The following is a 26,247-nucleotide window of genomic DNA, read 5'->3' as shown; positions in this document are numbered from 1 at the left end:
ACCACGCAGGTTTCGAGGCATTGAATGGTTACCGGCTGGCGCTCCACCCACGAGTTGGGGTTGTGGGCGCATAGCTCGCGCCGTACATGACCTTAGTTCAAATACGCTGGTGGCAGAACGGCTGAACTGCTAATTCGGCCGTGACGCAAGCGGCCAAAAGCGGAGCCCTGCCAACAAAAATGCCCCCCAACGTAGATTGTCGGGAGGCAGTAACAAGTCGCATTTTGAGAAAAGCGCGCAGGATTTTATTTCTTTTTCTGGAATACCAACGCGTTGCCGTCCATGCAGTAGCGCTGGCCGGTGGGCTTGGGGCCGTCGTTGAACACGTGGCCGAGGTGGCCGCCGCACTTGGCGCACACAATTTCGTCGCGGCTCATGCCGAAAGTATCGTCCGACGCCACTTTGACGCTGGTAGCCGCAGCGGGCGCGAAAAAGCTGGGCCAGCCGGTGCCTGATTCAAACTTGGTGTCGGAGAAAAACAACAGGTTGCCGTCGGCGGCACAGTAGTAGCTGCCCTCGGCGTGGTTGTCGTGGTATTTGCCGGTGAAGGGGCGTTCGGTGCCTTGCTCACGGAGAATGTAGTATTGGTCGGGCGTGAGGGCCTTTTTCCATTCGGCCTCCGTTTTCTGCACCGGAAATTCATCGGGCTTGCCAGTCACGGCCTTGGGCTGAAAATAGGTCTTGCCCGACGCGGTACTGCTGGGAGGGGTGGTGTTCGCAGCCACATCACGCTTCTGCGAGCAGGCTGAGTTGAGGGTGAGCGCCGATACTGCTAAAAATAAAAGAGAGAAACGCATGGTCAGGGGGTGAAGTGAGATTCAGGTGCTCAACATACGAGGGAGCACCAGGGTTCGGTCTGCCAGGCAGACGGAAAAAGGCCGGGAACCTTACGCCCTGTCTAATCGATTTAGGACGATACGCTTGACCGCGCAACGACCAGCGCAGGCCCAGCTTCAGATGGGTGCTGAGTAAGAGTTGAGTAACCCAAGGCTTTGCGCGTTTTTATCCGTACCTTTGCACCCGCAAAAACAACCCATATGGCCAACAATATCCGTAACATTGCCATCATCGCTCACGTTGACCACGGCAAGACTACTCTGGTGGATAAAATTATCCACGCATCCAAGATTTTCGACGCGCACCAGCACTTCGACGACCTGATTCTTGACGACAACCCCCTGGAGCGCGAGCGTGGCATTACCATCGTTTCCAAAAACGTATCGGTACGCTACAACGGCACCAAAATCAACATCATCGACACCCCTGGTCACGCCGACTTCGGCGGTGAGGTAGAGCGCGTGTTGAAGCTGGCCGACGGCGTGTTGCTGCTCGTGGACGCCTTTGAAGGTGCCATGCCGCAGACGCGCTTCGTGCTGGGCAAAGCCATTGCTCTGGGCCTGAAACCCATTGTGGTGGTGAACAAAGTGGACAAGGAGAACTGCCGCCCCGACGAGGTGCACGAGCAGGTTTTCGACCTCATGTTCAACCTTGGTGCTTCGGAAGACCAGCTCGATTTCGTGACCTTGTACGGTTCCTCGAAGCAGGGCTGGATGAGCACCGATTGGAAAGTAAAGACCGACAACCTGATTCCGTTGCTCGACGCGGTTATCTCGTCGATTCCGGCTGCCCCTACCTTGGACGGCACGCCCCAGATGCAGATTACCTCGCTCGACTACTCGTCGTTCGTGGGTCGTATCGCCATCGGCCGCGTGCACCGCGGTACGCTGAAAGAAGGCTCGAACATGAGCTTGATGAAGGCTGACGGCAGCGTTAAGAAAGTAAAAATCCGCGAGCTGCACGTATTTGAAGGCCTCGGCCGCGTGAAAGTAGACTCGGTAAGCAGCGGCGAAATCTGCGCCGTGTCGGGCATCGAAGGCTTCGACATTGGCGACACGCTGGCTGATGCTGACAACCCCGAGCAATTGGACCGTATCAGCATCGACGAGCCGACGATGAACATGCTGTTCACCATCAACAACTCGCCGTTCTTCGGCAAGGAAGGCAAGTTTGTGACGTCGCGTCACCTGCGTGACCGTCTGTTTAAGGAAACCGAGAAGAACCTCGCCCTGCGCGTGGAAGCCACCGACAAAGAGGACACCTTCCTCGTGTTCGGCCGCGGCATTCTTCACTTGTCGGTACTGATCGAAACCATGCGCCGCGAAGGCTACGAACTGCAGGTGGGCCAGCCCCAGGTGTTGTTCAAAGAAGACGAGAACGGCAAGCGCACCGAGCCCATCGAATTGCTGGTGGTGGACGTGCCCGAGGATTCGGCTGGCAAGGTGATTGAATTGGTGAGCATGCGCAAAGGCGAAATGACCATCATGGAGCCCAAGGGCGACTTGCAGCACCTGGAGTTCACCATTCCGTCGCGCGGCCTGATTGGCCTGCGTAACAACGTGCTGACTGCCACTGGCGGTGAGGCTATCATGAACCACCGTTTCGTGGATTATGAGGAGCACAAGGGCCCGATTCCCGGCCGTATCGCAGGTTCGCTGATTTCGCTGGAAACCGGTGCCGGCACCGCTTACACCATCGACAAGCTGCAGGACCGTGGCTCGTTCTTCGTGGACCCAGGTGAGGAAGTGTACGGTGGTCAGGTTATCGGCGAGCACACCCGTCCGAACGACCTCACGGTAAACATTCAGAAAGGCAAGAAGCTGACCAACATGCGTGCCTCGGGTACGGATGACAACGCCAAAATCACCCCCAAGCGTCAGTTTTCGCTGGAGGAAGCCATGGAATACATCCAGAAGGATGAGTACCTGGAAGTGACGCCTAAGTCGATTCGGATGCGCAAGATTCTGCTCGACGAAAACGAGCGTCTGCGCTACGCCAAGCAGGCCGACTAAATCACTGATTTGCGCGGATTACCCGTGATTTCACTGATTATTTTTTGAAGGAGGGCGCGGCTTTGGTCGCGCCCTTTTTTATTTATCATAACTGTTGTTTTTTGTTTTATGAATCAAGAGAATCTGAGCCGCTTCGTGCAGCTTTTCACCCTGAATGATGCAGAAGCCACCCAGCGCGTGAGCGAGCGGCTGGCGCTGGCGTTGCAAGAGCCAGCAGCGTACCAGGAGCATGACCTTTATGCTGATGAGTTAGCAGAGCGTGATATTGTAACAGAACTTCCTGCGCAAGAACTGCGCGACATAGCCCTTATCGACGCACTGACGAGCGAGGGCTTGGCTTGGGAAAGCAACATGCGGGAGCCAACTGAAATGTTAGTAGAAGGCCTCAACGAAGTATTGACCATTCAAAATCGCACACAAGTAGATAAGTCAACGCTAGCCAGCCGTCGCAATACGGGACCTGAAGTCCTCGATTATTTGCAGGATACCTTGGAAACAAAAGGCCTGGCGCTAGTGCTCTTCACACTGGACAGCGACTCGTACCCGCTGAGCGTGGTGGCGGAAGACCAGGTGGAGCACACCCGGAAACTAGCCAAAGAGCTGGGCTTTGAGCTGGTGGTGTATTAAAGGGCCTAACGCGATGCTGGCAAATTGCACAGGGTGATTACAGCATCAGTGGCATGTTGGTACAGGCCAATTGCTTTTCGTTGACTTGCTCGATTTATAAAAAGATTCAATGCGGTTTCTACTGCTCTTCGCGTCAGTTTCGGCGCTGTTTGTTGCAGGGTATTTGACCGTGCTTTACGGCTTCACTGCTTACGAAGAGGTGCAAGCCGAACTAGTAGTCGCTACTGCCCGGATTAAGCCTGCTACCCTGCCCTATATGCTTCCTGCGCTTGCGCACACGGCCATGCGCTACGCTACTTTGCGGGGCATCATTGCCCTGGTGTTGGCAGGTTCTGTTATGGCGCTTGTTGCGGTGGGGCGCCGGGGCGGGCGGCGCGAAATGCGCCGCCTGTGCCGGGAGGTCGTACGCGCCTTTCGGCACATGGGTCGCGTACGGCAGGAGTTGACGCAAATGGAGAAGTGGACGGCCGGATTATTCCTGCTGCTGATGCTGGTAATGCGGTATTGGTTTTTGCGGAACATTTCCTTCGACCCAGACGAGATGGTGAGCCTCGATTACTTCGCGCGGCACGGAGCCCGGCTAACTGCCGGCTTTTATCAGCTCCCCAACAACCACGTGCTCTACAACGTGCTGGGGGCAGCGCTACTGCGGCTGGCCCCACCCGCCACCGACCCGGAGTTGATGGTGCGACTTCCCTCGTTTGTACTTGGCATGGTGGGCACGGGGCTGGTATATGCGGCGCTGACGTGCTTCACTTCGTTTCGAGTGGCTACGTTCACGGTTTGCTACGTTCAACTAGTGCCGATGAGCATGGGGTATGCTATTACGGCACGGGGCTATGGCCTACAAGCAACCTGCGTCTACGCGCTTTTTCTGGCGGTGGTGCTGCTGCTGCGTGGCCCCTCCTACCACCGCTTGGCGTGGGCAGTGGTGATAACCAGCAGTTTGCTGGGGTTTTACCTAATTCCCACCTTCATTTATCCATTTTTGAGCCTGGGGGCCGGATTGGTTGGCGGAGCGTGGTGGCAAGGACGCGGATGGGTCCGCGTGGTTCAGGCGCTGGTGGCCGGGGCCACGGTCCTAGTGCTGACGGGTCTGTTATACCTGCCTGTTGGTTTGCTTTCAGGTTGGTCTACTTTGTTGGCGAATCCTTACGTGGCGCAGCTAAGCGCCCAAGAATTTTGGAAATTGCTCGGCCCCTACTACCTCTGGGGTACGGCCGGGGAGTTGTTTGGGCAGCAACTGGTTACTGTCCCTCTGCTGCTTTTGCTCCTGAGCTGCGGCATGCTGGCCATCCGGTACTGGGCGCCCCTTCGCTACTGGCCAGTGGCGGCCGTGGCTTGGGTGGGGCTAGTGGGTCCGCTGCCGTTGCTGATGGCCCAACGGGTATTTGCGCCCGCCCGCACGCTGCATTACGTCGTGTTTTTCGGATTGTTACTGGCTGCCTTTCTCTTTGAAGCGGTGGTGCGGCGCCTCCACCTTCCTGCTCGCGTGGCGTGGCTGCTGGGCGGTGTTTTGGTGGCTGGCTATGCTGGCTACCGGGTTCCCCGTCAGGTCAATGACCTAGAGCTAAACCTTGTGCGACGGGCTCGGGCCGAACGAGCCTACCGTTGGATGCAGCAACAGCACCCTCGGCGGGTATTTACCAATGCCCAAATCTACCACGCTTATTTGCAGCACCTGGAATTGGCTTTGCGACTCCCACCCTTGCCCCTCTACCTAGCAGGCGATGGCCCCGCAATCGGCCCTTATGACTACCTGATGTTGAAACGTGGTAGTGCTCTACCTGTTTGGGCCGCCCAGCTGCCGTATCGGTTGGCGTATCAACAAACTGATTTGCTTATTTACCGTTTGGCAACGGAAGCACCTACCGAACCAGCTAACTAAGAGTGAGCCAGAGCCGTGCAGCAACATACAGTTCATGTAAGGCCTCATGCCGAGCAGCATAAGGCAGAGCAGCCCCAGCAGCGATAGCAGCTTCTGCGTTCGCAAATAGTAACAGCGTGAGGGCATTGTAGTGCTAATGAACTGTTCCCAATTGTTGAAGTGCCTAAAAAAAGCACGCCCTGCAGGAATAGGTCTTGGGGCACCGAAGTCAGGCTGATTTAAAAAAACCCGCCAATTTGGCCCGTGCGACAACCTGCCTGACTACTTCCGGTCGGACGAGAGTAGGCATTTGTAGATGAGATGTCACCTGACCTTTATTTGCAAGACGGAAATAGGTCCGTATTCTATTCTAGCATTTTAAACATTTTTTTGGCTAACTTCACTATTTTGATTGCGCTCACCGGATTGGGTTTGGCGGGCGCATCGGCAGCGCGCGGGCAGGACGCCGCGGCGGCTATGATGGAGCACCCGGCCACAAGCGACTACCGGCTTTCGGCGCGGGGCTTTGAAGACGCTTACGGGTTCAACGACACGGCCCGCGCGGTTATTCAGCTGTACTATGCAAGGTGGAACACCGGCCTCAAGATTATGAAGTACGCCGGGTACCCGGTGCCGGTGGCCACTGCGCTGGGCCGGCACTACGAACCCGACCCGCGTACTTACGGGGCCGCGCCCAACTACAGCAAGTATTATTATGACCCGTGGGTGGCACCGGTGGCATTCAGCTTGCTGGGCATTTCCACGTTTGGCTTCATCAAAGCCACCACCTACAATCGCCGGCAACTGTACACGGTAATCCGGCAGTACCGCGCTACCCGGCGGCTGCCGGCAAGCGTGCCCACGGCCGCTCTGCGCCCCTACCTGCAGGTGCTGCTGGGCGAGATGGCGCCCGCGGCGCGCTAGGCTACCCGCGCTGTCGCACTGCCTCAAATGTGAGCACGGCGGTGGCCACGCTCACGTTGAGCGAATCGATGCGGCCGCGCATGGGCACGATGATGGTTTCGTCGCAGGCAGCGCGCATCTGAGGCGTGAGGCCGTCGGCTTCGGTGCCCATCACCAGGGCAGTGGGGCCACGGAAATCGCAGGCGGTGTAGTCGCGGGCGTCGGGGGCAAGCGCGGCGGCGTAGGTCCGAATGCCTTTCCCCTGTAGAAAAGCCAGAATATCGGCCACCGGCGCGGCCACAGTGGGCACCGTGAACACGCACCCGATGCTGGCCCGAATAACGTTGGGGTTGAACAAATCGGTGCGCGGGTCGCCGATGAGCACGGCATCGACCGGGGCGGCGTCGGCGGTGCGGAGGATGGCGCCGAGGTTGCCAGGCTTCTCCACGGCTTCGAGCACGATGACGAGCGGATTGGGCGGCAGCCGCAGGTCGGCCAGGGTGCGGGCAGGGGTGCGCAGCACGGCCAGCAGGCCGTCGGAACCTTCGCGGTAAGCTACTTTTTCAAAAACGGGCTTGGTCACCTCAAACCATTCGGGCGCGCTATCCAAACCAGAAATAAGGTTCTGCAAGTCTTGCTGCCCGGTTCCATCGGCTAGTTCGGGGCACGAATACACGGTAGCTACCGCCACACCGGCTTCCACGGCAATGGTGAGCTCGCGCAGACCCTCTACCAGGGTGAGGCCCAGGGCGCGGCGCTCGGCCGACTTCTGCTGCAGGCGCAGCAGCTGCTTGATGCGCGGGTTTTGGGGGCTACTGAGGCGGTCGGAAGGAGCAAATGGCATGGGCACGAAGATACGGGCGGAGTCGCCGGCCCCAACCCTGCCCCGGGCACCCGCGTAGGGCGGCCCATTACCTTCGCATCCAATGAAATCAAAAATTGACCCCAAGATTATTGTCGGCCTGGTACTGGCCGTGGGCATTCTGCTGCTCACCGCCGCGGCCTCGTTCTGGAGCATTCGCGGCCTGGGCGTGCAGACCCGACGGGTGGAGCACACGTACCAAGTGATGCAGCAGGTAGCCAATGTGACGGCCGTACTCAAGGACGCCCAGGCGGGGGTGCGCGGCTACATCCTCACCGGCGACACCGCCTACCTCCGCCCCTTCAGTCTGGCCACCAACGAGTTGCCGAATAGCCTGGAGCGGCTGGATAAGCTAACTGCCGACAACTCGACCCAGCAGGCCCGCCTCGACTCGCTGCGCGGGCTGGTAGAGCAGGAATTCCGTATTCTGCGGCCGCTGACGCAGTTGACCAGCTCGATGAGCAAGTCGGCCATGCAAACGTCGCTCGATACCGACCGTCAGACCCTGCGCCAGGTGCGTTCCCTTTACAATCGGATTCAAACACAGGAAATGGCTTTGCTTGCGCAACGCAGCGCCACGCAGGAGGTGTTTGCAAAAGCCACTCCCATTGTGGTGCTGGTGTCGGCCGTGCTTGCGGTGCTGATTGTGGTGTGGCTGGTGGTGAAAATAGTGCAGGAGCTGGCCGATAACCGCCGGCTGCAAAGCGAACTGGCCGATATCAACGCCGAAGTCAGCCTGCGAATTGCCCAAATCCGGGCCCTGGCCGAGCAGGTGGTGCAGGGCGACTACAGCGTAAAAATCACCGATACGGCCGAGGATAACCTGGGGGGCCTGGCGGCTTCGCTCAACCGCATGACCCAGACGCTGGATGCCAGCTTTAGTGCTCTGGAAAAGCGCAACCAGGAGCTCGACCAGTTCGCCTACGTGGCCTCCCACGACCTGAAGGCGCCCCTGCGCGGGGTAACCACCATTGTGAAATGGATTGAGGACGAGCTGTCGGAGGAGCTCTCGCCCAAGCTCCGCACCTACCTCGACCAGATGAAAGGCCGGTTGAGCCGCCTCGAAGACCTCATAAACGGCCTGCTGGCCTATGCCCGCGTGGGCCGCACCGCCCAAACCGCCACCCAGGTCGACGTGGGCCAGCTGCTGCGTGAAGTGGCGGAGCTGGTGGTTCCGCCCGACTTCACGCTGCGCACCAGCTCCGACATGCCGGTTTTCCTGACCAACCGGCTGGGCCTGCAGCAGGTGTTCACCAACCTGCTCAGCAATGCTGTGAAGTACCACCACCGCGGGGCCGGCCAGCTGGAAGTGAGCTGCCGCGATACCGGCCGCTTCTACGAATTCCGGGTACAGGACGATGGTCCGGGCATTGCCCCGGAATATCATCACAAGATTTTTTTACTGTTTCAAACCCTGCGCGACCGCCACACGGCCGAAAGCACGGGCATTGGCTTGAGCATTGTGCAAAAGATAATTGACGAGCACCAGGGCTCCATTCGGGTCGAGTCGGCGCCGGGCCAGGGAACGGGCTTTATCTTTACCTGGCCAAAGTAAACCTGGCTGGGAGGGAACCCAACGGTTGGGGTTTGGGCTTGTTTAGTTTGACCACGGTTGTGGCTGGTTCCCTGCGAACCTTACCTTATTTTTGTGTTGTATGCGTTCCGTTCTACTTGTTGAGGATGACATTTTTGATACCATGACGGCGGAGAAATCCTTCGCCAAGTTTAATGTGCCGCACCAGCTGCACACGGCATTCAACGGCGAAGAAGCGCTGGATTTGCTGCTGGGGCGCAACGGCGCCGAAGCCCTGCGCCCCCTGCCCGAGGTAATTCTGCTGGATTTGAACATGCCCCGCATGAACGGCATTGAATTCCTGACGGAGCTGCGCGGCAATCCCGAATTTCATCACATTCCGGTGTTCATCACCACCACGTCCAGCATGGACGTGGACCGCCTTAGCGCCGAAAAGCTGGGCGTGAGCGGCTACATTCTGAAGCCCTTGGACTTTGAAAGCACCACCGACCTGGCCGATAGCCTGAGCCTGCTCGAGAAACTTCTCAACTAGCCTGCGGCCGAGTAAACGAACGCCTCACCGGTCCTCACAGGAAGCGGCTGAGGCGTTTTTTTGCTTACTGCCTTTTTGGTAGTTCTCCCGGCAAAAGGCAGTACCTGCGCAGGCTTGAGATGGTTGGCAACCGCGCAGGTGTGTTCGGGGAAGGATATTTTGGTAACGGACACTGGAATTCACACTTCCTGCCAATGGTTTGCGTTGGGACCGTGCCAATGTGCGGGCACGCTTTTTGGGGCGGGCCTCCCATATTTGCCGGGCGTTGGTACCTTGTCCAGTTCCCTTCCCACTCCGTTGGTCCTTACTATGAAATTCCCCGTTCTTTTTCCGGCGTTCCTAGTGTTGTTCGCAGGGTCGGCCGTGCAGGCCCAGGATGAGCCCCCCCGTCAGCTGGGGGCGCCCCCGTCTCTGCCCGCCCCGGTCCGGCCCCGCCCGGCCCCGGTTCCCCGCCAGCTCGATACTGTGCCGACACCCCCCCTGACACCACCCGCCGCGCCACCGTGACGGCCCCGCTGCCCGCCCCCATGGCAGCCCCGGCCCCCGTGTATGCGCCCGCACGGGCGGGCCAGCTGCCCGGCAACAACTCTCAACCCACCCGGTTTCAGGTGGGGCTGAAAAACGGCATGCTCTACAACGCTTCCGATGTGGAGATAAAATCGCCGCTGTTTGGGCGGTCGTACCTGCTGCTGGATGGCCAGCGCAAGCTTGACTTGGGCGAAGTGGGCTTCTATGAAGACGAGACGGGCCACTACGTGCGCACCACGCTGCCCAATTCCACGCGTGAGGCCACGCTGCGGCGCGACAAAACGGGCCGCATCAGCCTCTATTCTATCACCTCATCGCAGTACAACTCGGGCCCCGGCGGCTTTGGCAACCCCGGCTACGGGCGGTACGGCTACGGGGGCTACGGCATGGGCGGCTACCCCTACGGGGGCTACCGCACCGTGAAAACGGAGTACTTCTCCAAGGACAACGGGCCCATTCAAGACCTGAACAGCCGCAACCTCATGCTGGCTACCACCGACAACGCCGGCGCTCAGCAGCTGCTATTCGACTCGCGCCGGTACCAGCGCCTCACCGTAGCCAGTTACGTTGTGGGCGGCGGCCTAATGGTGGCCGGCCTGCTGCAGTCGTTGCGGCCCTCCGACTCGGGTCAGGCTATTTCGCCGCTGGTGTATGCGGCGCTGCCAGTGCTCATTGTGCCCATTGTGCTGCAAGGCAAGCAGGCCAGTAACCAGCGCCAAGCCATCAGCCTGTACAACTCGGTTCGGTAAGTGCAGGGGTGAGGGGCAAGTGCGGGAGCGCTAGGAATACCAGCAGACCCTGATGCTGAGCGCAGCCGAAGCATGACGTGCCACAGCAGTCATAAAAACTTCCTGAATAGCCCCAATCTATTGACTGACAATCCCCTTTCTCAAGAACAACCAACCCTCGTCTCCCTCAAAAGGCAACCCACGCACTCGTTGTGCGCGTAGGCGTAGCATGAAAGCAGCCGCTTCCCTTATTACCGCCGAGGCATTGGCTGCGGATGTTGCCGTGCGCCAGGCCAAAACCCTGTTGGTGCACGGCCGGCTGTGCGCCGAATATGGGGCACCGTTCCCCTTCTTCAGCACCAAAGACCCGCTGAGCGAACTGGTGAGCGCGCTGCTCTCGCACCGCACCAAAAACGCCGATTCGCACCGCGCCTACCAGACGCTGCGCGCCACGTTCCCCACCTGGGAGGCCGTGCTGGAAGCACCGGTCGAGGACGTGCAGCACGCCCTCCGGGCGTGCACCTGGCCTGAGCAGAAGGCACCACGCATTCAAGCAGTACTACGCGAAATAAAGGAGCGCTGCGGCACGGAGGCGCCGTGCTCGTTGGATTTCCTGGCCGAAATGCCCATTCCCGAAGCACGGGCGTGGCTGGAGAGCATCAGCGGCGTGGGACCCAAAACCAGCGCGGCTACTCTGCTTTTTAGCTCCTTGCGCATACCGGCAATGCCTGTGGATAGCCACCACCACCGCGTGGCCCAGCGCTTGGCGCTTATTGGCCCCAAAGTGGGCGAAGGCCCTGCCCACAAGATACTGGAAGCCCTATTGCCTGAAGGTTGGGATGCCCAGCAAGTGTACGACCACCACGAGGCCCTCATGTTCCACGGGCAGAAATGCTGCTACTTCCATACCCCCGCCTGCGGCCGCTGCGCAGTGCTGGACCAGTGCCCGTTTGGACAGGCCCGGATGAGTCCCCGCGCTCCCACTCTTTTTGACGAGGCGTAGCCCCATTTTTCGTCCGCATTCAGTCTTCACCTCAACGCCGCGTCGTTCTGTGGAACTGGCATACCATACCGCTTACAAAGTGGACGTGGTGTTGAGGCGAGCTAGCAGGCCAGCCAAGTGGCATTTAGGGTTGCGGGCGCGTTGGCAGAATCGGGCCAGTGGCCTTGCCGTTCCGAAGTGCAGTAAAGTGGCTACCTCACCACGTCGAACAACACACGCTCCGTCAATTCGCACTGGTGATGGTGGGAATACTTGGCCAGCGCCTCCGTCTGGGCTTGCTGGCCCAACTGCCGGGCCAGGGCGGGGTCGTGGAGCAACCGTTCGACGGCGGCGCAAAAAGCAGGCTTGTCGCGCAACGGAAACAGCAAACCGGTGCGGCCATCGTCCACTATTTCGAGCGTGCCGCCGGTGGCCGAAGCCACCACGGGCAGGCCTGCGGCCATGGCCTCAATGGTCACCATGCCGTAGGTTTCGTTGACGGAAGCCGTGATGGAAATATCAAGGGCGCGGTAGGCTACTTCGGGCTGCGGCGCGAAGGCCCGCACGTGCACGGCATCGGCCAGGCCCAGGGCCTGCACGCGCGCCAACACAGCCTCGCGGTAGGCGTTGCCCTCGTTGCGGGTCGACTCGCCCACAAAAAGCAGGTGCACTTGCGGATGGCGCTGGCGTAGCGCCGCCACCGCCTCCACCACAAAGTCCTGCCCTTTCCCGTCATCGAACCGGCCAATAAGCCCCAGGAGCACTGCTTGCGTTGGCAACGCCAGCTCCAGCTGCGCGCGGGCCTGGGCCTGGGAGAATGCGGGGCGAGCAAACTTTTCCAACTCAATGCCCAGCGGCACCACGTGCAGGCGGGCGGCCGGCAAACGGGTTTTTTCGAGCACTTCCTGAGCCAGCCGGTGCAAGGGCGTCAGCCAGGCGTCGAGGGCACGGTAGCGCAGGGTGTGCACCAAGCCGCGCTTGGCCAGCCCCAGCTGCATGTGCTGCTGGTAAAGCAGCCGCAACGAGGGCAAATGCCATTTTTTGCACAGCACTGCCAGCCCCAAATCGCCGTTGCGGGTGACGATAAGGGCCTTGGTTTTGAATTTTTCGAGAATGCTGCCGAGGCTAGCTGCGGCCGGGAAATCGACTGCCTTCCACGGGTTGCGGAGCAGCGCCACCGGCAGATTCAGCTCATGCCCCCGGGCCGCAATTGGCGAATCTGGCAGGGTTATGAGTTGCACCGGCCAGCCTCTTTGCGTCATCCAGCCTGCAAAGCGAACGGTATTCAACTCCAGCCCTCCCCAACTGCTCGACAGGCACAACAACGAGATGGGAAAAGGCTGAGTCACGGCAGAAAAAAGGCAGCTACGGGTGGTTTCACAGCAAATTTAGTCAATCCCGCCTCAGAACTCGAAGCCCTTATCAGGCGCGGCGCGCGACTTTTGGTACCAGTTAAATTCATGACACCGTCAATTTAATTCAAGCTTCAATTATGACCTAGCGAGGCACCAAGGGTAATGTAAGGAATGCAGAGACGCCACAGATTACGTCTCGCCCAAAGCCTATTTCTCTTGACGAACTTGTACTTTTGACCAACCGGCCCGGTCGTTTAAGACGCTACAGACATAATTGTCTATGCTGCAAAACGCAACTCCTGACCACGTGAATTATGCCAGAGGTGCCCTGCTCCCTGATTTATCTTGCTTACGGCTCGGATGAGTTGCACGCGGAGGCCATTTATAGCCTGCTTTCCTATTACAAAGTCGCTCATAAGCCGGCCCAGGTGCTGATTTACACCGACTCGGAGGCTGCATTCCGGCAAGTGCTCGGGGAACGAAACGAGGTTGTGTATCCGGCTGTTTCCTCTGCCCAATGGCAAAACTGGCGCGGCAACAGCAACAAGGTCTATCTTTTGAAAATAGGGGTGCTGGGCCACGCGGCACAATACTACCCCGGCAACCTGCTTTTTGTTGATACCGATACCATCTGGCAAGCCGACCCTGAACCGCTGTTTAAGGAGGTAGAGCAGGGGAAGTACGTTATGCACGTCAGCGAAGGCCGGCTAGCGGCGGGAAATCTGCTGAGTCGCAAAGTACACAAGCACCTGAAGGGGCACGCATTTCCGGTTGGTACCCAGCGCTACTTCGTTGATGAACGCACGCTGTTGTATAACTCCGGGGTTATCGGAATGACATCGGCGGCTGCCGAGAGACTACCGGAAGTGGTAGACCTGGCCGACCAGCTGTACGCCACTTATAACAAGCACATAATGGAGCAGTTGGCTTTCAGCCTGTGGTTTGGTGCCGACCGCGCGGTGGTTGAGGCGGCTCCCTACGTGGTGCACTACTGGAATTTGAAGGCGGCCCGCCCGCTGCTGGCCCGCGTGTTCCGCGAACACGCCGGACAGTCCCTGGAAGAATTCTACAACCAGATGATAGAGCTGAACATCAAAGAGTTACATGAAGCCGAGATGAGATACCGCAACCTGCCCTCGTGGCGCCGAACGCTGCTCAAACTGATAGGGCGCAACTGGCAAATGCCGCGTGTTAGTGCAACCCAATAAGTACAAACGTAGCACAGCGAATGGCATGCGGTTCGCCGAATCCACCGCAAGCTGTGCCCCGCCTGGGAGCTCGAAGTGCCCTGCCAACCACGGGATAGGTTGAAGTGGCTACATGCAACACGTTGCCTTCCGAACGACTAGCCGTTGGCACGGCCGGCCACGTTCTCCATGTATTTCTGGCCGCTGCCGGTGTTCAGGAGCAGCACACTTTCGTCGCGGTGCAGCCAGCCAGTGGCCAGCAGGTGGCGGGCGGCCATCCACACGGCGCCGCCTTCGGGAGCCACAAACAGGCCTTCGTCTTTGCCGAGGTCGCGCATACCGGCCATCATGTCTTCATCGCTCACGCCCACCACGGTGCCCCTCGATTCGCGGAGCACGCGCAACATCATGCTTTCGCCCAAAGGGTGGGGCACAGCCAGGCCGTTGGCCAGCGTAGCGCTGCCTTGGTAGCTGTGGCAGTTGGCTTGGCGGCCCTCGTAGGTTTCGAGCAGGGGGCAGCAGTTTTCGGCCTGCACGGCCACCATGCGGGGCAGTTTCACATCGGGCGCGAGCCAGCCGAGCTGCTTCATTTCCTGGAAGGCTTTCCAGATGCCGATGAGGCCGGTGCCGCCGCCGGCGGGGTACAGCAGCACGTCGGGCAGCGTCCAGTTCAGCTGTTCGGCTATTTCGTAGCCCATGGTCTTCTTGCCTTCGAGGCGGTAGGGCTCCTTGAGGGTGGAGATGTCGAGCAGGGCGCCGTTGGCGTTGCGCTGGCGCACGCGGGCCCCGCAGTCGCTGATGAGGCCATCCACCAGTTCCACTTCGGCTCCGTACCAGTAGCACTCCTCCTTAAAGGCCTGCGGGGTGTGGCGCGGCATCACCACCACGGCCTTGAGGCCGGCGCGGGCGCAGTAGGCGGCCATGGCCACGCCGGCATTGCCGGCCGTGGGAATGATGCAGCCATCTACGCCCAGTTCTTTGGCTTTGGAAATGGCCATGCCAAGGCCGCGCGCCTTAAACGAGCCGGTGGGATTTTGGCCTTCGTCCTTTAGCAGCAGGGAAGACAGCTCGTGGCGCGCGGCCAAGCGCGGCAGGTGGAGCATGGGAGTCATGCCCTCGCCCAGGGTCACTTTGTTTTTTTCGTGGAGTAGCGGCAGCAGCGCCCCGTAGCGCCACATCGACGAATCGGCCTGGTCGATAACATCACGGCTCAACGGCTCGTGCAGGTCGTAGCCGGCCACCAGCGGCAGGCTGCAGCAGGCGGAAACGCGCTGCAATTCGAAGGCAGAATAGGACGTGCCGCAGGCCGAGCAATGCAAGGTGGCGAGGCGCGAAATGGATTCGGAGGCTACAAGGTTCATAGAACAAAGTACGGGAGCGCAGCAGCCGTAGTATGCCTTATGGGGATGGGATTTTGGAATAGCCTATGCCTTTGTGGAATAATACCGTTTGGTGAAAAGCAGGAAGTCCCGGTAAGGCGCATTGTTTTCAGTGCCCTTGCGCTGAATAAAGTTGAACTCGCGCTTGAGCGGGAAGTTGTTGATTTTCACCTCCGAAAACTCGCCCGAGGCCAGTTCCTTCACCACGGCCTGGCGGGGCAGGAAGGCCAGGCAGCTGTCTACGCGCACGAAATTCTTGAGGGCTTCGGTGCCGCCCATACGCACGCGCACGGGCAAAGCGGCCAGCTTGATGCGGTGGTGGGCCAGGGCCTCCTCCAGCACGGCCAGGGTACCGGAGCCGGCCTCGCGCAGGGCCAGCGGCGTAGTGAGCAGGTCGTGCACTTCGAGGGTGCGTTTTTCGAGGGGGTTGCGGGCGGCGCACACGGCCACCACGTCGTCGGTGAGCAGGGGCGTGTAGGTCACGTTGCTCACTTTGTGGATGCCTTCGATAATGCCCAGCTCGATTTCGTGGTCGAGCAGGGCGCGCAGGATGTTGTCGGAGTTGCGGTTTTTGAGGCTGAGCTGGCGGTTGGGGTGCAGGCGCAGGTAGGCCGACACTACGGGCGGCAGCACGTAGAGGGAGATGGTGGTGCTGGCCCCGATGAGCAAATTCAGGCTCGGCGCAAACTCCGAGCTCAGCTCGCTCATTTCCTGGTGCAGCTCGTGCTGCAGCTGCTTGGCCTGCAATAGCTTCTGGTATAGCTTGAGGCCAGCGGGCGTGAGCTGGATGCTGCTGCCCAGGCGTTCAAACAGGCCGGTTTTGTAGTGTTCCTCCAGGGCCTTCACCTGCTTGCTCACCGCCGACTGACTGATGAACAGCGCCTGGCTGGCCTTGGTGAAGCTCAGGCGCTGGGCCACTTCGAGAAAGACTTCGTGCGGGTGGGAAAGCATAAGAATGCGAAGGAACGCAAACTCCTCCAGTTCCCACTAAAACACCGAAAAAACCAAGCCAACGCGGTGGCCATTGCCGAGGCTGTGGTGCAGGTGCGACACGGGCAGCTTGTCGGGGCGCGTGAAGCTGCAAGCGTGTGATAGTGCCGTGGACCGCACCCACTGAATGGCCGAGCAATGCAACACATCGGGGCGGGTGGTAGCGGCGCTTAGCCGCAAGCCGGTTCTGGCTTGCACGGCGGCAATCTCGGCTTCGGCCGCGGCTGCGAAGTCAGCCAACGTGTTGTGTTGCTCAATGCAGGAAAAACAAACGTGTGGCCGGCTTGGCCGAGAATGGCGGGATTGGAGTTTTGGGCGGTAGCGCAGCTGAGGAAGGTGCTGGGCCTGGTGGGGTAGCGGGCGCAAATGCTACTCAGCACGCGCTGGACCGTCATGCCGAGCGCAGCCGAACCGCCTAGATCAGCCCCCCTTACACCCCTCCCCCCTTACGCGTCGAGTTCGACCAGCGCGGCCGGACTGAGGCTGCGACGGCTTCTGAACGAGGAATTTCTACGGTGAAGGTGCTGCCGATGCCTTCGGTGCTCTCGACGAAAATATTGCCGTGGTGCCACTCCACAATGGTTTTGCATAGCGCCAGGCCCAGGCCGGTGGTGGCTTCGCCGCGCAGCCCCGGCCGCCGGGCTTTGGTGAACCGCTCGAACAGGTAGGGCTGCATGGCCAGCGGAATCCCGACCCCGTCGTCAATCACGTGGATGAGCACGGTGCCGGGACCGGGCGCGATGTGCACCGCAACGTATCCGGCATCGGGCGTAAACTTAAAGGCGTTGCCAACCAAGTTGATAAGCACCTGCGTAAACTTATTCACGTCCAGGTTAGCGTATATCGGCTCGTCGGGCAGGGTGTAGGTGAAGTGGTGGCCCAGCAGCCGCTGCCCAAGCTGAAGCTGGTCGAGCGGCACGCGCAGAATGGCCCCTATATCGACCCGGTTTACCTTGAGGTCGGAATTGGCCGAGGTCAGAAATTCGATGTTGATGAGCTCACGAATCATCTTCACGCTGTCGCGGCTGGTGGTTGCGAGCACACGCAGCATTTCGGGAATGCGGCTGTTTTCCGGTGCTACCACTTCCTCGTGCAGAAACTCTGCTATTTGCTGCACCATGATGAATGACCCGCTTAAATCGTGCGAGAGAATTTCCAGCGTTGCGTTTTTGCGGCTATTGAAGAGGTCGGCATTTTCCTGGTAGCGCTTGTTCACACTCACATCGCGCAGCGTGCCGCCCAGCAGCACGCGGCCATCAACTTCCTGATAAGAGGGCGTGAGGCAGAACCACTGATTGGGCTTGCCGGGCGCCTGGAGACGCACTTCTACCTCGTCGTTTATCTCGTTTTGCACCCATTTGGCCCAGTAGTGGGCAAGGTAGGCCAAGTCGTCGGGGTGCAGGCGCTGGAGCAGGGCCGGCAGCTCGGCGTTTACTCCGTTCAGGCTGCCGTGCAATACGGTTTGGTAGGCACCATTGACGAACACGATGCGGCGAGCCGCGAGGTCGTACACAAACTGCACATGTGGACTGGCTTCCGCCTGGTCGAGAAAGAAGGCGGCGAATTCGGACATCAGGCAAGGGCTTGGTTGATATGAAAGATACTGCTTATTATCTGCACAAGACGGGCACCTACTCAACCAGGGCTCCAGGGATTAAAATGGAATAAAAGCAGGGCAAAACCCGACCGTTTCAGGCAGTATGCCCGGTCATGGGGGTTGCTAATTATTGCTGCCTTCCAGCACATTATTCCTCCTTCTGTCCATGCTGGCCCGTCACCGATTTCTGCTGCTATTTCTCACACTGCTGGCTACTTCGTCGTGTTCCAAAAAAACCGCCCAGGAACAGGCCACTGAAATGGTCCAGACCGACAACGAAGAGATAGACCCGTACTCCAACCTGGTTTTCGCTTTTGATGAAGCCGTGGTGGCCAATGCCCAGCTCAACCGCCGGGACACCACGCAGTACATGCGTTAGCGCACAATTACTCATACAAGCACTGCGTTTTTGCAATAAAAAAAGGCCTGCTCCATTTGGAGCAGGCCTTTTTCAAGTAGCGGGGTTGATGGTGCTTATTGCACTACCAAGCGCTTAGTAGTTACCGATTCGCCGGTTTTCACTTTGAAGAGGTAAGTGCCACGGGCCAGCTTGGCGGCGTCGAACTTTACCTGGTGCGAACCAGCGGTTTCGTTGCCAACCACCAGGGTCTGCACTTTAGCACCCATTGCGTTGAACACTTCCACGCTTACGGGACCATCCTGAGCCAGGGCGTAGGTGATGGTGGTAGTACCCGTGAAAGGGTTGGGGTAAGCAGCCACTTCCTGCGAAGCCAGGGCCGAAGCGCCGTTGCGAGCCTGCACAGCGGGCTGGGTCTGGGCGTTGTACTGCTGGAAGGTGCGGGTCACGATGACAGCGAAGTCGCCACGGGTGATGGTCTGCGTGGGCTTGAACGTAGCCGTGATGGTGGGCTGCAAGTCGTAAGGACCCTGCGTGATGCTGAAGAAAGCGTTGATGAGGTTGAGCTCCAGAGCAATGCTCACGTAGCCTTCCATACCAGCGGGGATGCTGCTGGCATCGTCTATGGCTACAGCCTGGCCGTTGAAGTTCACGGTTACGGGCTTGCCGGTGCGGGCCAGGGCCTGCTGCTGGAAGCCGAGGCTCTGCACCAGCGAGTAAGCCAGAGCAGTGCGGTCTACTGCAGTGTTGGGCGAGAACTTGCCGTTTGTGCCGGCCAGCATTACACCGTTGTTGGCGTGGAACCGGTCGCGCTGGGCAGCGCCGCGGGCGGCTACAGCCTCGGTCAACAATACCTCGCTGCCATCTACGTCGGAGAAGGTGCGGACACCGGTGGTGGGCAGGAACTGGCGGATGCCCTGGCCCATTACCAGGTAGTCGGCCAGCTGAATGCGGGTCAGGTTAGCATCAGGCTTGAAGCCGTTAGACATGCCATCTACGAGGCGGTTGGTCACAGCCATCTTGATGGCTGCTTCGGCGGGGTGGCCAGCGATGTCGTTCAGGTTCGAGGTGCCAGCAGGGGTTTGCAGCACGATTTTGCCTTTGATGGTTTCGGGCAGGGCCGCACCGCGCAGGCCTTCTACCCGCAGGGTCCAGGTACCGGAGATGGGCGAAGTCACAGCCACACTGCGGTCGGTGGAGATGGTGAAGGTAACAGGGGTACCCGAGCTACGACGCACACCGTTGGGGTCGAGCAACACCAGCGTGGTGGTGTTGCCGGTTTCGCCCAGCAGGCCAGCCGATGTAACTTTGGCTTCCAAGCTGTTAACGCCGGCGCCCACCTGGAATTTGATTTCGTTTCCAGCCGTAATGGCGGGGTCAAACTTGATGGTGAAAGGCGTGGTAGCAGCGCTCGAATTCACGCTGCTCTTGAAGGTACGGGTGGCATTCAGCGTCGAACCGTAGGAGGTGGAGCGGAAGGCCTGGTCAACGGCGGCGAAGGCGTTCACGTAGCCGGCACCTACTTCCCACGACTCACGGCCGGGCATGTTGGTGGCGGTTTGTTGAATCAGGGCCTTCACCTGGGCTGGCGAGAGCGAAGGCTTGGCTTCCAGAATCAGGGCGATGACGCCGGCCACGTGGGGCGTCGACATCGAGGTGCCGCTGCTATGGGTGTAGAAAGGAACCTGAGCGGGCGTGAGCACGGCCACGTCGGTGGGCGTGCCGAGGGCAGCTACCGGAGCAATCACACGGGTCGACACAACGTCAACGCCCGGTCCAGTAATCACGGGCTCGTTCTTAAACGTCCAGGTTTCGCCGTCTACCACGAAGGTGCCCTGCTCGCCCTTCACACCGCGCGAAGAGAAGCCAGCCAGTTGGCCGTTGCGGTCGCCAGCGCCCACCGAGATGGTCCAGGGAGCAATAGCGTAAGGGTTGTGGGTGTCGGCGCCGGGGCCGGAGTTGCCAGCAGCAAACACCACCGTCATGCCACGGTCGTAGCACTTCTTGGTCACCACGTTGATGGGGTGGTTGGGGTTGAAGGCACCGCTCGAACCGAAGGAGTTGCTGATAACGCGGATGTTGTACTGGAACTGGTGCGTGAGGGCGTAGTCGAAACCGCCGATGGCGTCGAGAACAAACAGGGCACCGCCCGAGCCGTAGCCCACCAGCGAAGCGCCGGGCGCTACGCCTTCGTATTTGCCACCCGAACGGGCGCCGTTGCCGCCCACCGTGCCGGTGCAGTGCGTGCCGTGGCCCGAGTTGGTGTCGGTGTTGAGCACACCTTCAATTGGGGTGAACGGCAACATGCCATCCACGCTGTTGAGGTTGGTGGTGCCCAGTACGTTTTGAACCAGGTGCGAGCCGAACTTAATGTCTTCGTGGGTACCGTCTACACCGCTGTCGTTGATGAGAACGCCAATGCCACGGCCCGAAACCGGCGTGCCGTTGTTGCGCGTCGTGGTTTCGCGGTCGGTACGCAGGCGCTTCACGCCCGTCAGGTTGGTATCGTCGAAGTTGTAAAAGTCAAGCTGTTTGTTGCTGTAAAGCGAACGCACGGCCGGATTCTGAGCCAAGGCGTCAATTTGCGCAGCAGTAGCCATCACACCCGCCACTGGCAAGGCTTTGAAGGTGATGCCTTTGGTAATACCCAGCTCCTGGAGCAAGGCCAGTTGCGAGGCCTGAGGGGCACCGCTTCCATTAAATGTAACAATTACCTGAATCATAGGGCTGGTGGCAAGGGCAGTCCGCAGTTCGGGGTCTACCGTAGCCTGGCCAAACGAAGTGCCAGCGCTGAGACCTACCATGAGGCAGGTTGCTAGGAAAGTTTTTTTCATGTAGCTGTGTGAGAATATGGAAATGGGTTGGTGGACAGTATGGACAGAGAGAAGAGAATCACGAATGGCGCCCGCCTTATCTGGCCTTCCACAGACTTACGGAGACTTAAGATGTATGGATTTACCAGTTTTGAAATTTTTTTCAATAATTGGTCATTTTGATAAAATATGAATAAAGTTCTTGGCCATTCCCCCCATACCTCTTGAAATTTTCATGCTACATACCGCCATTTCGCGCATTTGTCTCAATCGTCCATATCCCCTTGATGTGCCTATATCTTTATTTTTTTGACTTTTCCGGGGTAGCCGCCTTCAACCACTGTGCCCGATGACTTTGAGATGTGCTACTGCCTAACCGATATATTTGATGATGAATCGGCAGACCGGAATACGATTTGGGGGAATTTTGCTACTGGGAGTATTCATACTACTGGGGCTTAATTGGACGTGCCCACTGCCTCCAGCACCGCGCTAATTTCCCGTGGTGCTGGCCGCCGACGGCACCGTACTGCACGCCTACCTCAACGCCACGCAGAAGTGGCGCATGAAAACCGAGCTGGCTGAGCCGCTGGACGTCCGGCGCCACGCTGTCCCGGCGCTGGCCCCGCACCTGGCACGCCGGCTGGTGGCGCAGTTCCCATGGCAGGCCAGCATCCGGTCCACGCTGCGGCGCGGCCCCCAGGCCAAGGCCGAATACCTGCTCAACCGCGCCGAAAAACAGCCGCCGCTGCTAAGCTGCGCGGCGGGCAGCGAGGTGCGGCAGGTGTTTTGGTACGTGAACGACCGGTTTCTGCGCGCTGCGGCGGCTACGGGACGGGTGTTCATCAGCCCGCCCACGGGCAACGTGAAAATCTCCCGCGCCGACGACCACGGCCGCAACGTGGACATTCAGCTGCCAGTAGCCGAGCTCTAGGAAGCTGCTGTCGCTATTTAATTTCCAAAAAAGCACGCCGGCACCCCTGCCACACCCGGCACCGCCGCAAACACGTTGCCAGCCAGCGGATACTGCTCGTGCTGCTCCGGCGTGAAGCCATCGCGGGCGGTGGTGATATAGAGCGTGGCCAAATCGGGCCCACCGAAGGCGCAGGAGGAAGTAAAGGGCGCGGGCACGGTTATTTGCTGGAGCAGCGCGCCGGTGCCGGGGTCGTAGCGGTGCACGGCAGCGCCGCACCACAGCGCTACCCACAGCTTGCCCTCTGCGTCGATGGTCATGCCATCGGGCAGCCCATCTTCGTCTTCCGGAAAGCGGATAACGACCCGCGGGTTGGCAATGCTGCCGGTCGCGTTGTCGTAGTCGAACGCCTGCACCGTGAGGGTGGGTGTGTCGATGTAGTACATGGTCCGGTGGTCTAGCGACCAGGCGATGCCGTTGGAATTGGTGATGCCGCGCAACATTACGTGCAGGCTGCCATCGGGGTCGAAGCGGTAGAGGGTGCCGGCGTGGGGCCGCTGCTCCATGTGAAACGTGCCCACCCAAAACCGGCCCGCCGGGTCGCACTTGCCGTCGTTGAAGCGCAGGTTGGAGTCAGTGAGCGGATTGGCCAGGAGCTTGAGGTGACCGGTGCGCAGGTCGAGCTCGTGAATGCCGGTTTGCAGGGCCAGCAGCACGTTACCGTTGCGCATGGGCACCGCCGTGCCCACCCGCGCGCCCGTCGGAAAGCTGGAGTCCTGCCCGGTGGCCGGGTCGAACACGTGCAAGGCATGGCCTTCGATATCAACCCAGTATAGCTGTTGCGTGGTGGGGTTCCACACGGCCCCCTCGCCCAGGGCTGCTTGCGCATGCAGTACGGCGTGTGCTTCCATAATGAGTGTTTAGCCATTAGCACTTAGCTACCAGCTGTTAGATTTCGGGTTCATCAACAATGACTTGCAGAAGGCGTAGCGGCGTCAGTGGGGCTGGGAGAGGGCGCTGTAGTTGAGCACTTCCAGTTGCCCCCGCAACGTCACTTCTACGGCAGTTTTCGTCTCGATGGGACATTGCTCGGCGATGCCCAGCGCGTGCAGCGCGGCGCAGTAATGGTTAATTAGTACGGCTTCGCCGGCCAGCACAATGCTGGCGGGCAGGTTATTGAGTAGGTCCCGGCATTCGCTGCCAATCACCAGGCCGCTCAGGTAAAAATAATTTTCCCGCTTGCTGGCTTTACCGAACAGGTCGTTGGTGCGCACCATAAATGCGTTGTGCAGCAGGTTGGCGTGCTGGCTGGCGCGCACGCCCTGTTCGAACCAGTGCCGGTGGTTGGCCTCCTCCAGCCGGCCGCCTTCTTCCACCGAGGCGGCCAGAATGCTTTCCTTCGACAGGAGCGAAAAAAGCTCTCCCGTCATGTAGGTTTCAAACGCCACGGCCTGGCCCGCGCGCACCCGCACGTGCTTGGCGTGCGTGCCGGGGTGCAGAAAAAGCTGCTCCTCGTCACTGGTTTCGAAGCCGCAGCCCACCAACTGCACTTCTTCGCCGCGCATCACATCAGCCTCGCTTTTGACGCCGGAAATTAGCAGGACCGGATGGGCAAAATCAGCGGTTGGCGCGAGGGTTTTGGTAGCCAGGTCGGCGCCATCGGTGGCGAAAGGCAGCGCCTTGTAGGGCAACTCCATCATGCCAATAGTAGATGAAGCCATGCCCGACATTACCACGGGCACCCCTTTCAGTGAAGTACCAACGGCTTTTTCCAGCGTTGTGAGGTGCTTGCGCACAATGCCCAGGTAGAACGCCATGCGCTGCTCGGCAGGCTGGTTGGCTTGCTGCCAAAGCTCGGCCGTGGCCGCATTGCCTTCCTTGGAGCTGGCCTCGGCCAGCACGTTGAGCCCCGCACGCTCCACCAGCCGCAGCCGGAAAGATGAAGTGCCCCAATCGCAGCTGAGGAAAGTGGTTTGTGAGTCCATGGTTCTGTAAGAACGTAAACTCCCCTCCTCAGCCGAGGAGGGGATGTTCGAGCCAAAGGCTCGAACGGGGGTGGTTGGCCTCGTTGAACGACTCGCAGCCGCTTCGTTCGGGTGTCGTTCAACGAGGTCAACCACCCCAGCGCCCGCTACGCGGCCGCGTCCCCTCCTCGGCTGAGGAGGGGAGTTTTGCCCTTACCACTCCGCCACGCTGCCGTCGGCATTACGCCAGATGGGGTTGCGCCAGTTGTGGCCAATGGCGGCGCGGCTGAGCAGGTATTCTTCGTTGATTTCAATGCCCAGCCCCGGCCCTTCCGGGATTTTACAGAAGCCGTTTTCGTAGTCAAACACCGTTTTATCCGTCAGGTAATCAAGCAGGTCGTTTTCCTTATTGTAGTGAATGCCCAGGCTTTGCTCCTGAATGAAAGCATTGTGGCAGGTGGCGTCTACCTGCAGGCAGGCAGCCAGCGCAATGGGGCCCAGCGGGCAGTGCGGAGCCGCCGCCACGTCAAACGCCTCGGCCATGCTGATGATTTTTTTGCATTCCGTGATGCCACCGGCGTGCGAGAGGTCGGGCTGGATGATGTCGGCGTAGCCATCAATAAGCAGCTGCTTGAAGTCCCAGCGCGAAAACATCCGCTCGCCCGTGGCAATGGGGATGGTCGTGTGCCGGGCAATTTCGCGCAGGGCCTCGTTGTTCTGCGACAGCACCGGCTCTTCGATGAACATGGGGCGGTAGGCTTCCAGCTCCTTGGCCAGCACCTTGGCCATGGGCTTGTGCACGCGGCCGTGGAAATCGATGCCGATGCCCAAGCCCGGCCCACCGGCCTCGCGCACGGCCGCGATGCGGGCCAGCGCGGCGTCAATCTTGACGTAGGAATCGATGTATTCCATCTCGTCGGTGGCGTTCATTTTCACAGCCGTGAAACCCTTGGCCACCATGCCGGCCGCCGCCTGGCCCACTTCGTGGGGCCGGTCGCCGCCAATCCAGGAATATACGCGCATCACGTCGCGCACCCGGCCGCCCAGCAGCTGGTGAATGGGGGCGTTGTGGTATTTGCCCTTTATGTCCCACAAAGCCTGGTCGATGCCGGCAATGGCCGACATTAAGATGGGGCCACCGCGGTAGAAGCCGCCGCGGTACATCACCTGCCAATGGTCTTCGATGTTGAGCGGATTTTTGCCGACGAGGTTTTCCATCAGCTCGGCCACGGCGGCGGCCACGGTAGCGGCCCGGCCTTCAATCACGGGTTCTCCCCACCCCACAAGGCCAGCATCGGTTTCTAGCCTTAGAAACAGCCAGCGCGGCGGCACTTGGTATAATGTAAAGCGGGTGATTTTCATGGGATGTTTGTTAGCATACGAAACGTTAACAGAACGTCATGCTGAGCGGAGCCGAAGCATCTCTACCGTGTAAGTAAATCAATCACCCAGCGAAGCGGTAGAGATGCTTGGCTCCGCTCAGCATGACCGGTGGTTGGGTTGTTCTGCTCTGGTTCTACATCGTTCTACCCCGCCACCGCTTGCACAAATTGCCGGGCTTTTTCCGTCAGCTGCCGCAGGTATTCCTCCGTTACGGGCTGGCTGGTATCTACCAGCGCGCTGCCCAGCCCGAAGGCCACGGCACCGGCTTTCTGAAAATTCCGGATGTTATCGAGCGACACACCGCCGGTGGGCATGAGGGGGATGAAGGGCAGCGGCCCGGCTATGTCCTTGAAATAAGTGGCCCCTACCGAGGCAGGAAACACCTTGATGATGTCGCCGCCGTGTTCGTAAGCCTGTAGGATTTCGGTGGCCGTGAATGCGCCGGGAATGCTCACGGCGCCGTAGCGCTTGGTCATTCGGATGGTCTTTTTGTTGACCGTGGGCGAGATAATGAACTGCGCGCCGGCTAGCAGGGCGGCGCGGGCCGTTTCGGCGTCGAGCACGGTGCCAGCGCCCACCAGCAGTTTGCCCGCCATGGCGCCCGCCAGCTCTGCGATGGAAGCCAGTGCACCGGGCGAGTTCAGGGTGACTTCTATGCTCCGGACGCCACCCGCGTGCAGGGCCTGCGCCATTTTCACCAGGTCAGGTGGGTGAGCCCCGCGCACGATGGCCACCAGCTTGTGTTCCAATAGATGCGCCAACGCTGTCATAGCCGGTTTCAAAAAAAGGTGGTGCGGGACTGCTGCTTCCTGACAACGTAGAACGCGGAAGGCGGGTTAGAATCGCCACCGCCGAAACCGGCACGAAACACGAACGCCGCGAACCGAGTACGCTTA

Annotated in this window: 23 protein-coding genes; 11 read left to right on the top strand and 12 right to left on the bottom strand. The window is 59.7% G+C overall.

Annotation, left to right across the window (positions count from 1 at the left end):
• Positions 1 to 245: 245 nt before the first annotated feature.
• Positions 246 to 797: a peptide-methionine (R)-S-oxide reductase MsrB gene (msrB, locus tag BEN48_RS12740; RefSeq protein WP_070735313.1), complete on the bottom strand. Its 552-nt coding sequence runs from the start codon at positions 795 to 797 to the stop codon at positions 246 to 248.
• Positions 798 to 1,037: 240 nt separating this feature from the next.
• Here msrB and typA point away from each other — a divergent pair, with 240 nt between their 5' ends.
• The 4 genes from typA to BEN48_RS12720 all read left to right on the top strand — a co-directional run bounded on the left by typA (position 1,038) and on the right by BEN48_RS12720 (position 6,267).
• On the top strand, positions 1,038 to 2,849 hold the full coding sequence (typA, locus tag BEN48_RS12735; RefSeq protein WP_070735312.1) for a translational GTPase TypA: 1,812 nt from the start codon (positions 1,038 to 1,040) through the stop codon (positions 2,847 to 2,849).
• Positions 2,850 to 2,957: 108 nt separating this feature from the next.
• Positions 2,958 to 3,476, top strand: coding sequence for a DUF6630 family protein (locus BEN48_RS12730; RefSeq protein ID WP_070735311.1), 519 nt, complete (start codon positions 2,958 to 2,960; stop codon positions 3,474 to 3,476).
• A 109-nt stretch (positions 3,477 to 3,585) separates the two neighbouring features.
• Positions 3,586 to 5,364 (top strand): hypothetical protein, encoded by a 1,779-nt coding sequence (locus tag BEN48_RS12725; protein WP_070735310.1) that lies wholly within the window; start codon positions 3,586 to 3,588, stop codon positions 5,362 to 5,364.
• Between the two features lie 387 nt (positions 5,365 to 5,751).
• Positions 5,752 to 6,267, top strand: coding sequence for a hypothetical protein (locus BEN48_RS12720; RefSeq protein WP_125932627.1), 516 nt, complete (start codon positions 5,752 to 5,754; stop codon positions 6,265 to 6,267).
• 1 nt (position 6,268) lies between these two features.
• Here the strand turns inward: BEN48_RS12720 and BEN48_RS12715 are convergent, their stop codons facing one another.
• The gene (locus tag BEN48_RS12715; protein WP_070735308.1) at positions 6,269 to 7,090 is read right to left on the bottom strand and encodes a TrmH family RNA methyltransferase; all 822 of its coding nucleotides are present in this window, start codon (positions 7,088 to 7,090) and stop codon (positions 6,269 to 6,271) included.
• An 82-nt stretch (positions 7,091 to 7,172) separates the two neighbouring features.
• Between BEN48_RS12715 and BEN48_RS12710 the strand changes: the two genes are divergently transcribed.
• The 4 genes from BEN48_RS12710 to BEN48_RS12695 all read left to right on the top strand — a co-directional run bounded on the left by BEN48_RS12710 (position 7,173) and on the right by BEN48_RS12695 (position 11,433).
• Positions 7,173 to 8,663 carry a sensor histidine kinase gene (locus BEN48_RS12710; protein WP_070735307.1) on the top strand — a complete coding sequence of 497 codons (1,491 nt, stop codon included), beginning with the start codon at positions 7,173 to 7,175 and terminating at the stop codon, positions 8,661 to 8,663.
• Positions 8,664 to 8,763: 100 nt separating this feature from the next.
• Positions 8,764 to 9,174 carry a response regulator gene (locus BEN48_RS12705; RefSeq protein ID WP_070735306.1) on the top strand — a complete coding sequence of 137 codons (411 nt, stop codon included), beginning with the start codon at positions 8,764 to 8,766 and terminating at the stop codon, positions 9,172 to 9,174.
• Positions 9,175 to 9,701: 527 nt separating this feature from the next.
• Positions 9,702 to 10,451, top strand: a complete 750-nt coding sequence (locus tag BEN48_RS12700; protein ID WP_125932626.1) for a hypothetical protein — start codon at positions 9,702 to 9,704, stop codon at positions 10,449 to 10,451.
• Between the two features lie 208 nt (positions 10,452 to 10,659).
• Positions 10,660 to 11,433, top strand: coding sequence for an endonuclease III domain-containing protein (locus tag BEN48_RS12695; RefSeq protein ID WP_083321042.1), 774 nt, complete (start codon positions 10,660 to 10,662; stop codon positions 11,431 to 11,433).
• 191 nt (positions 11,434 to 11,624) lie between these two features.
• On the opposite strand, the gene BEN48_RS12690 is transcribed toward BEN48_RS12695, so the two are convergent.
• Positions 11,625 to 12,761 (bottom strand): glycosyltransferase family 4 protein, encoded by a 1,137-nt coding sequence (locus BEN48_RS12690; protein ID WP_125932625.1) that lies wholly within the window; start codon positions 12,759 to 12,761, stop codon positions 11,625 to 11,627.
• 320 nt (positions 12,762 to 13,081) lie between these two features.
• On the opposite strand from BEN48_RS12690, the gene BEN48_RS12685 reads away from it, so the two are divergent.
• A complete protein-coding gene (locus tag BEN48_RS12685; RefSeq protein ID WP_125932624.1) occupies positions 13,082 to 13,975 on the top strand; it encodes a hypothetical protein in 894 nt (297 codons plus the stop codon).
• A 137-nt stretch (positions 13,976 to 14,112) separates the two neighbouring features.
• Here BEN48_RS12685 and BEN48_RS12680 read toward each other — a convergent pair whose 3' ends face one another.
• From BEN48_RS12680 to BEN48_RS12665, 4 genes are all read right to left on the bottom strand, one after another.
• The gene (locus BEN48_RS12680) at positions 14,113 to 15,315 is read right to left on the bottom strand and encodes a threonine synthase (protein ID WP_070735302.1); all 1,203 of its coding nucleotides are present in this window, start codon (positions 15,313 to 15,315) and stop codon (positions 14,113 to 14,115) included.
• A 63-nt stretch (positions 15,316 to 15,378) separates the two neighbouring features.
• Positions 15,379 to 16,284, bottom strand: a complete 906-nt coding sequence (locus tag BEN48_RS12675) for a LysR family transcriptional regulator (protein WP_070735301.1) — start codon at positions 16,282 to 16,284, stop codon at positions 15,379 to 15,381.
• A 36-nt stretch (positions 16,285 to 16,320) separates the two neighbouring features.
• The gene (locus BEN48_RS12670; RefSeq protein WP_070735300.1) at positions 16,321 to 16,563 is read right to left on the bottom strand and encodes a hypothetical protein; all 243 of its coding nucleotides are present in this window, start codon (positions 16,561 to 16,563) and stop codon (positions 16,321 to 16,323) included.
• A gap of 190 nt (positions 16,564 to 16,753) precedes the next feature.
• The gene (locus BEN48_RS12665; RefSeq protein WP_070735299.1) at positions 16,754 to 17,896 is read right to left on the bottom strand and encodes a sensor histidine kinase; all 1,143 of its coding nucleotides are present in this window, start codon (positions 17,894 to 17,896) and stop codon (positions 16,754 to 16,756) included.
• A 190-nt stretch (positions 17,897 to 18,086) separates the two neighbouring features.
• On the opposite strand from BEN48_RS12665, the gene BEN48_RS12660 reads away from it, so the two are divergent.
• The gene (locus BEN48_RS12660) at positions 18,087 to 18,299 is read left to right on the top strand and encodes a hypothetical protein (RefSeq protein WP_070735298.1); all 213 of its coding nucleotides are present in this window, start codon (positions 18,087 to 18,089) and stop codon (positions 18,297 to 18,299) included.
• Between the two features lie 95 nt (positions 18,300 to 18,394).
• On the opposite strand, the gene BEN48_RS12655 is transcribed toward BEN48_RS12660, so the two are convergent.
• Complete coding sequence (locus BEN48_RS12655) at positions 18,395 to 21,112, bottom strand: S8 family serine peptidase (protein ID WP_070735297.1); 2,718 nt, start codon at positions 21,110 to 21,112, stop codon at positions 18,395 to 18,397.
• 481 nt (positions 21,113 to 21,593) lie between these two features.
• Between BEN48_RS12655 and BEN48_RS12650 the strand changes: the two genes are divergently transcribed.
• On the top strand, positions 21,594 to 22,025 hold the full coding sequence (locus BEN48_RS12650) for a hypothetical protein (protein WP_070735296.1): 432 nt from the start codon (positions 21,594 to 21,596) through the stop codon (positions 22,023 to 22,025).
• A gap of 17 nt (positions 22,026 to 22,042) precedes the next feature.
• On the opposite strand, the gene BEN48_RS12645 is transcribed toward BEN48_RS12650, so the two are convergent.
• The 4 genes from BEN48_RS12645 to BEN48_RS12630 form a co-directional block, all read right to left on the bottom strand.
• The gene (locus BEN48_RS12645; protein WP_070735295.1) at positions 22,043 to 22,915 is read right to left on the bottom strand and encodes an SMP-30/gluconolactonase/LRE family protein; all 873 of its coding nucleotides are present in this window, start codon (positions 22,913 to 22,915) and stop codon (positions 22,043 to 22,045) included.
• Positions 22,916 to 22,999: 84 nt separating this feature from the next.
• Positions 23,000 to 23,989, bottom strand: coding sequence for a 2-dehydro-3-deoxygalactonokinase (locus BEN48_RS12640; RefSeq protein WP_070735294.1), 990 nt, complete (start codon positions 23,987 to 23,989; stop codon positions 23,000 to 23,002).
• A 192-nt stretch (positions 23,990 to 24,181) separates the two neighbouring features.
• Positions 24,182 to 25,330: a galactonate dehydratase gene (dgoD, locus tag BEN48_RS12635; RefSeq protein ID WP_070735293.1), complete on the bottom strand. Its 1,149-nt coding sequence runs from the start codon at positions 25,328 to 25,330 to the stop codon at positions 24,182 to 24,184.
• Between the two features lie 164 nt (positions 25,331 to 25,494).
• Positions 25,495 to 26,121, bottom strand: coding sequence for a bifunctional 4-hydroxy-2-oxoglutarate aldolase/2-dehydro-3-deoxy-phosphogluconate aldolase (locus BEN48_RS12630; RefSeq protein ID WP_070735292.1), 627 nt, complete (start codon positions 26,119 to 26,121; stop codon positions 25,495 to 25,497).
• Positions 26,122 to 26,247 lie beyond the last annotated feature (126 nt).

Origin of the sequence: Hymenobacter glacialis (assembly GCF_001816165.1) — a bacterium.
GTDB lineage: Bacteria > Bacteroidota > Bacteroidia > Cytophagales > Hymenobacteraceae > Hymenobacter > Hymenobacter glacialis.
This window is presented reverse-complemented; position numbering and strand designations above follow the sequence as displayed.

What these genes read in the sequence shown, in the direction of transcription:
- typA (WP_070735312.1), top strand. Translation starts at nt 1,038, where the DNA reads ATGGCCAACAATATCCGTAACATTGCCATCATCGCTCACGTTGACCAC.
- BEN48_RS12680 (WP_070735302.1), bottom strand. Translation starts at nt 15,315, where the DNA reads ATGAACCTTGTAGCCTCCGAATCCATTTCGCGCCTCGCCACCTTGCAT.
- BEN48_RS12705 (WP_070735306.1), top strand. Translation starts at nt 8,764, where the DNA reads ATGCGTTCCGTTCTACTTGTTGAGGATGACATTTTTGATACCATGACG.
- BEN48_RS12700 (WP_125932626.1), top strand. Translation starts at nt 9,702, where the DNA reads ATGGCAGCCCCGGCCCCCGTGTATGCGCCCGCACGGGCGGGCCAGCTG.
- BEN48_RS12645 (WP_070735295.1), bottom strand. Translation starts at nt 22,915, where the DNA reads ATGGAAGCACACGCCGTACTGCATGCGCAAGCAGCCCTGGGCGAGGGG.
- BEN48_RS12665 (WP_070735299.1), bottom strand. Translation starts at nt 17,896, where the DNA reads ATGTCCGAATTCGCCGCCTTCTTTCTCGACCAGGCGGAAGCCAGTCCA.
- BEN48_RS12630 (WP_070735292.1), bottom strand. Translation starts at nt 26,121, where the DNA reads ATGACAGCGTTGGCGCATCTATTGGAACACAAGCTGGTGGCCATCGTG.
- BEN48_RS12640 (WP_070735294.1), bottom strand. Translation starts at nt 23,989, where the DNA reads ATGGACTCACAAACCACTTTCCTCAGCTGCGATTGGGGCACTTCATCT.
- BEN48_RS12685 (WP_125932624.1), top strand. Translation starts at nt 13,082, where the DNA reads ATGCCAGAGGTGCCCTGCTCCCTGATTTATCTTGCTTACGGCTCGGAT.
- BEN48_RS12725 (WP_070735310.1), top strand. Translation starts at nt 3,586, where the DNA reads ATGCGGTTTCTACTGCTCTTCGCGTCAGTTTCGGCGCTGTTTGTTGCA.
- BEN48_RS12660 (WP_070735298.1), top strand. Translation starts at nt 18,087, where the DNA reads ATGCTGGCCCGTCACCGATTTCTGCTGCTATTTCTCACACTGCTGGCT.
- BEN48_RS12655 (WP_070735297.1), bottom strand. Translation starts at nt 21,112, where the DNA reads ATGAAAAAAACTTTCCTAGCAACCTGCCTCATGGTAGGTCTCAGCGCT.
- msrB (WP_070735313.1), bottom strand. Translation starts at nt 797, where the DNA reads ATGCGTTTCTCTCTTTTATTTTTAGCAGTATCGGCGCTCACCCTCAAC.
- BEN48_RS12675 (WP_070735301.1), bottom strand. Translation starts at nt 16,284, where the DNA reads ATGCTTTCCCACCCGCACGAAGTCTTTCTCGAAGTGGCCCAGCGCCTG.
- BEN48_RS12695 (WP_083321042.1), top strand. Translation starts at nt 10,660, where the DNA reads ATGAAAGCAGCCGCTTCCCTTATTACCGCCGAGGCATTGGCTGCGGAT.
- dgoD (WP_070735293.1), bottom strand. Translation starts at nt 25,330, where the DNA reads ATGAAAATCACCCGCTTTACATTATACCAAGTGCCGCCGCGCTGGCTG.
- BEN48_RS12710 (WP_070735307.1), top strand. Translation starts at nt 7,173, where the DNA reads ATGAAATCAAAAATTGACCCCAAGATTATTGTCGGCCTGGTACTGGCC.
- BEN48_RS12730 (WP_070735311.1), top strand. Translation starts at nt 2,958, where the DNA reads ATGAATCAAGAGAATCTGAGCCGCTTCGTGCAGCTTTTCACCCTGAAT.
- BEN48_RS12715 (WP_070735308.1), bottom strand. Translation starts at nt 7,090, where the DNA reads ATGCCATTTGCTCCTTCCGACCGCCTCAGTAGCCCCCAAAACCCGCGC.